Below are 5486 nucleotides of genomic sequence, written 5' to 3'. Positions count from 1 at the left end.
GCCCTGAAAACAGGGCAGCCCCACACGTATATATAGTCCGGCGGCGTCCTACTCTCCCACACGGTCCCCCATGCAGTACCATCGGCGCTGAAGAGCTTAGCTTCCGGGTTCGGAATGAGACCGGGCGTTTCCCCTTCGCCAAAACCACCGAAACACTGTAACCATACCAGCCAGAACAAACCGGCCGTAACGGTCAGAACCGCACAGTGGACGCGTAGCACCTTCGAAGACAAGCCCTCGGCCTATTAGTACCGGTCAGCTCCATGCGTTGCCGCACTTCCACCTCCGGCCTATCAACCCGATCATCTAGTCGGGGGCCTTACCAGGCTACCCTGTGGGAGATCTCATCTTGAAGCAGGCTTCCCGCTTAGATGCTTTCAGCGGTTATCCCTTCCGAACGTAGCCAACCAGCCATGCCCTTGGCAGAACAACTGGCACACCAGAGGTTCGTCCGTCCCGGTCCTCTCGTACTAGGGACAGCCCTTCTCAAATCTCCTGCGCGCGCGGCGGATAGGGACCGAACTGTCTCACGACGTTCTAAACCCAGCTCGCGTACCGCTTTAATGGGCGAACAGCCCAACCCTTGGGACCTACTCCAGCCCCAGGATGCGACGAGCCGACATCGAGGTGCCAAACCTTGCCGTCGATATGGACTCTTGGGCAAGATCAGCCTGTTATCCCCGGGGTACCTTTTATCCGTTGAGCGACGGCGCTTCCACAAGCCACCGCCGGATCACTAGTCCCTGCTTTCGCACCTGCTCGACCTGTCGGTCTCACAGTCAAGCTCCCTTGTGCACTTGCACTCAACACCTGATTGCCAACCAGGCTGAGGGAACCTTTGGGCGCCTCCGTTACTCTTTAGGAGGCAACCGCCCCAGTTAAACTACCCACCAGACACTGTCCCTGATCCGGATCACGGACCGAGGTTAGACATCCAGTACGACCAGAGTGGTATTTCAACAGTGACTCCACCAGAACTGGCGTCCCAGCTTCACAGTCTCCCACCTATCCTACACAAGCCGAACCGAACACCAATATCAAGCTATAGTAAAGGTCCCGGGGTCTTTCCGTCCTGCCGCGCGTAACGAGCATCTTTACTCGTAGTGCAATTTCGCCGAGTCTGTGGTTGAGACAGTGGGAAAGTCGTTACGCCATTCGTGCAGGTCGGAACTTACCCGACAAGGAATTTCGCTACCTTAGGATGGTTATAGTTACCACCGCCGTTTACTGGCGCTTAAGTTCTGAGCTTCGCCCCGAAGAGCTAACCCGTCCCCTTAACGTTCCAGCACCGGGCAGGCGTCACTCCGTATACATCGTCTTACGACTTAGCACGGAGCTATGTTTTTAGTAAACAGTCGCTTTCCCCTGGTCTCTGCGGCCACTCCCCGCTACGGAAGCAAGTCCCTACACGGAGAACGGCCCCCCTTCTCCCGAAGTTACGGGGGCATTTTGCCGAGTTCCTTAACCACAGTTCACTCGAACGCCTTGGTATTCTCTACCTGACCACCTGTGTCGGTTTAGGGTACGGGCGGCTCTGACACTCGCTAGAGGCTTTTCTCGGCAGCATGGGATCATCCACTTCGCCACAATCGGCTCGGCATCAGGTCTCAGACACATGAAACGCGGATTTACCTACGTTCCGTCCTACACCCTTGCCCCAGGACAACCACCGCCTGGGTTGGACTACCCTCCTGCGTCACCCCATCGCTTACCTACTACCAGCCAGGATCCTGCCCTCACACACATATCTTCGAAAAGACACGCACGATCAAACAGTTAGCACAACCAGGTTCAGCATGGGCGCGTCAGCGCCGGTACGGGAATATCAACCCGTTGTCCATCGACTACGCCTGTCGGCCTCGCCTTAGGTCCCGACTCACCCTGGGCGGATTAGCCTGCCCCAGGAACCCTTGGTCATTCGGCGGACGGGTTTCTCACCCGTCATTCGCTACTCATGCCTGCATTCTCACTCGTATGGCATCCACGACTGGGTCACCCCGCCGCTTCACACGCCACACGACGCTCCCCTACCCATACACAAACCTGGACGTCAGACGCCTGGAGAACTTGTGTATGCCGCAGCTTCGGCGGTGCGCTTGAGCCCCGCTACATTATCGGCGCGGAATCACTTGACCAGTGAGCTATTACGCACTCTTTCAAGGGTGGCTGCTTCTAAGCCAACCTCCTGGTTGTCTGTGCGACTCCACATCCTTTTCCACTTAGCGCACGCTTAGGGGCCTTAGCTGGCGATCTGGGCTGTTTCCCTCTCGACTACGAAGCTTATCCCCCGCAGTCTCACTGCCGCACTTCACTTACCGGCATTCGGAGTTTGGCTGACTTCAGTAAGCTTGTGGGCCCCCTAGGCCATCCAGTGCTCTACCTCCGGCAAGAAACATGCGACGCTGCACCTAAATGCATTTCGGGGAGAACCAGCTATCACCGAGTTTGATTGGCCTTTCACCCCTATCCACAGCTCATCCCCCAGGTTTTCAACCCTGGTGGGTTCGGTCCTCCACACGGTCTTACCCGCGCTTCAACCTGGCCATGGATAGATCACTCGGCTTCGGGTCTTGGACATGCGACTCAAACGCCCTCTTCGGACTCGCTTTCGCTACGGCTACCCCACAACGGGTTAACCTCGCCACACATCGCAAACTCGCAGGCTCATTCTTCAAAAGGCACGCGGTCACCAGACCGAAGTCCAGCTCCCACGGATTGTAGGCACACGGTTTCAGGTACTATTTCACTCCCCTCCCGGGGTACTTTTCACCTTTCCCTCACGGTACTAGTCCGCTATCGGTCACCAGGGAGTATTTAGGCTTAGCGGGTGGTCCCGCCAGATTCACACGGAATTTCACGGGCTCCGTGCTACTTGGGAAAACATTCAGGAGAAGAACTGTTTTCGGTTACAGGGCTATTACCCTCTATGGCGGTCCATTCGCATGACCTTCACCTAACAGAACTTTTTCTGACTCCTCGACGAAACGGCAGTCCCGTCAGAATGCTCCCACAACCCCACCATCGCAACGCCTGCCGGCTATCACACGACCATGGTTTAGCCTGATCCGCTTTCGCTCGCCACTACTCGCGGAATCACGGTTGTTTTCTCTTCCTGCGGGTAATGAGATGTTTCACTTCCCCGCGTTCCCTCCACATGCCCTATGTGTTCAGGCAAGGGTGACAGGATTTAAAGCCCTGCCGGGTTTCCCCATTCGGAAATCCTCGGATCACAGCTAGGTTGGCAGCTCCCCGAGGCATATCGCAGCCTCCCACGTCCTTCATCGGCTCCTGGTGCCAAGGCATCCACCGTGCGCCCTTAATAACTTGGCCACAAAGATGCTCGCGTCCACTGTGCAGTTCTCAACGTACGGACGGCAACCAGCCGCACCAGCGGAACTAACCCCCACAAACGAAGGCAGTATCCCGCGACGACCAGCCCGCACCACCCTCGCGGAACACCCCCACCCCCCACACAGGAGGACAGGGGCACCCACAAAAAGCGGATCAAGAAAGTCCCAGCCACAACCGGCCTGACTCCCTCAGGACCCAACAGCGCGCCACGGACCACCCACACCACCCAGCCCCGTTCCACCCCACCCAAAAGCAGGAGTACTAGGCACCAGACACGCAGGCAGCCACAATCATCAGCGTCCACACCCTCGAGCAACCAGACCGGCCTACACATCCGGCCCTGGCCCTGGACCAGCCCACCCCCAACGGGACAGACCAGCCAGACGCTCCTTAGAAAGGAGGTGATCCAGCCGCACCTTCCGGTACGGCTACCTTGTTACGACTTCGTCCCAATCGCCGGTCCCACCTTCGACGGCTCCTCCCACAAGGGTTAGGCCACCGGCTTCGGGTGTTACCGACTTTCGTGACGTGACGGGCGGTGTGTACAAGGCCCGGGAACGTATTCACCGCAGCATTGCTGATCTGCGATTACTAGCGACTCCGACTTCACGGGGTCGAGTTGCAGACCCCGATCCGAACTGAGACCGGCTTTTTGGGATTCGCTCCACCTCACGGCATCGCAGCCCTTTGTACCGGCCATTGTAGCATGTGTGCAGCCCAGGACGTAAGGGGCATGATGACTTGACGTCATCCCCACCTTCCTCCGAGTTGACCCCGGCAGTCTCCTATGAGTCCCCGACATTACTCGCTGGCAACATAGGACGAGGGTTGCGCTCGTTGCGGGACTTAACCCAACATCTCACGACACGAGCTGACGACAGCCATGCACCACCTGTGCAGGACCCTTGCGGACCCACCATCTCTGATGGATTTCCCTGCATGTCAAACCCTGGTAAGGTTCTTCGCGTTGCATCGAATTAAGCCACATGCTCCGCCGCTTGTGCGGGCCCCCGTCAATTCCTTTGAGTTTTAGCCTTGCGGCCGTACTCCCCAGGCGGGGCGCTTAATGCGTTAGCTGCGGCACGGAGGCCGTGGAAGGTCCCCCACACCTAGCGCCCAACGTTTACGGCGTGGACTACCAGGGTATCTAATCCTGTTCGCTCCCCACGCTTTCGCTCCTTAGCGTCAGTTCCGGCCCAGAGACCCGCCTTCGCCACCGGTGTTCCTCCTGATATCTGCGCATTTCACCGCTACACCAGGAATTCCAGTCTCCCCTGCCGGACTCTAGCCTGCCCGTATCGACTGCAGGCCCGGGGTTGAGCCCCGGGTTTTCACAGCCGACGCGACAAGCCGCCTACGAGCTCTTTACGCCCAATAATTCCGGACAACGCTTGCACCCTACGTATTACCGCGGCTGCTGGCACGTAGTTGGCCGGTGCTTCTTCTGCAGGTACCGTCACTTTCGCTTCGTCCCTGCTGAAAGAGGTTTACAACCCGAAGGCCGTCATCCCTCACGCGGCGTCGCTGCGTCAGGCTTTCGCCCATTGCGCAATATTCCCCACTGCTGCCTCCCGTAGGAGTCTGGGCCGTGTCTCAGTCCCAGTGTGGCCGGTCGCCCTCTCAGGCCGGCTACCCGTCGTCGCCTTGGTAGGCCATCACCCCACCAACAAGCTGATAGGCCGCGGGCCCATCCCAAGCCGATAAATCTTTCCACACCACCAGATGCCCAGTGATGTCATATCCGGCATTAGCCCCGGTTTCCCGAGGTTATTCCAGAGCTTGGGGCAGGTTGCCCACGTGTTACTCACCCGTTCGCCGCTAGGAACCGAAGTTCCTCGCTCGACTTGCATGTGTTAAGCACGCCGCCAGCGTTCGTCCTGAGCCAGGATCAAACTCTCCATCAATGCATGAAGAACCGGACATGAAAACATCCGGCCAGATCCCGACATCAACACCCACAAAACCCCACACAAACATGCGAGACCCTGCGAGCATCGTGTCCAAAGGAATCCCTCACAACCACAACCAGCCACACCCCCACCGAAGCAGAAGCACAACCAGCCAGGCCATGAACGGGGTCAAACATATTTGGCACTGACAATCGGCACGCTGTTGAGTTCTCAAGGAGCAGACGC

Annotated in this window: 3 rRNA genes; all 3 read right to left on the bottom strand. The window is 58.0% G+C overall.

What is annotated here, in order from left to right:
- Positions 1-35: 35 nt before the first annotated feature.
- The 3 genes from rrf to MXD58_RS18825 all read right to left on the bottom strand — a co-directional run bounded on the left by rrf (position 36) and on the right by MXD58_RS18825 (position 5255).
- Positions 36-152 (bottom strand): 5S ribosomal RNA (gene rrf, locus MXD58_RS18835).
- A 73-nt stretch (positions 153-225) separates the two neighbouring features.
- Positions 226-3330: ribosomal RNA gene (locus MXD58_RS18830) — 23S ribosomal RNA — on the bottom strand.
- A 415-nt stretch (positions 3331-3745) separates the two neighbouring features.
- A 16S ribosomal RNA gene (locus MXD58_RS18825) occupies positions 3746-5255 on the bottom strand.
- The 16S, 23S and 5S rRNA genes sit together here, the layout of an rRNA operon.
- Between the last annotated feature and the right edge of the window lie 231 nt (positions 5256-5486).

This window comes from Frankia sp. AgKG'84/4, from assembly GCF_023242965.2.
Classification (GTDB): domain Bacteria; phylum Actinomycetota; class Actinomycetes; order Frankiales; family Frankiaceae; genus Frankia.
This window is presented reverse-complemented; position numbering and strand designations above follow the sequence as displayed.